At 73.1% G+C, this 245-nt stretch carries 1 protein-coding gene; it reads right to left on the bottom strand.

What is annotated here, in order from left to right:
* Positions 1-245, bottom strand: a 245-nt coding sequence (locus HA630_RS26855; protein ID WP_166832146.1) for a DUF3458 domain-containing protein, incomplete at both ends; no start/stop codon positions are given.

Here is a 245-nt window from a genome sequence, read left to right as displayed (position 1 = left end):
CCCTGCGCGTCCAGCAGGCCCAGCGCCACCGGGATGACGAAAGGCGCCTTGACCGCCTGGCCCGGGGTGGCGGGGCAGCTCTGGCTCAGCGTCAGGGTGTAGGTGCGCGCGGCGGCGTCGTACACGCCTTCGGCCATGACGCGCGGGGTACCGGCCTGGCTGTACCAGCGCTTGAACTGGGGCAGCAGGCGGGCCAGGTCGCTGCCCGGGTTGGCGTCGGCCATGGCCTGGGCAAAGTCGTCGCA

Source organism: Aquabacterium sp. A08 (assembly GCF_011742065.1).
This window is presented reverse-complemented; position numbering and strand designations above follow the sequence as displayed.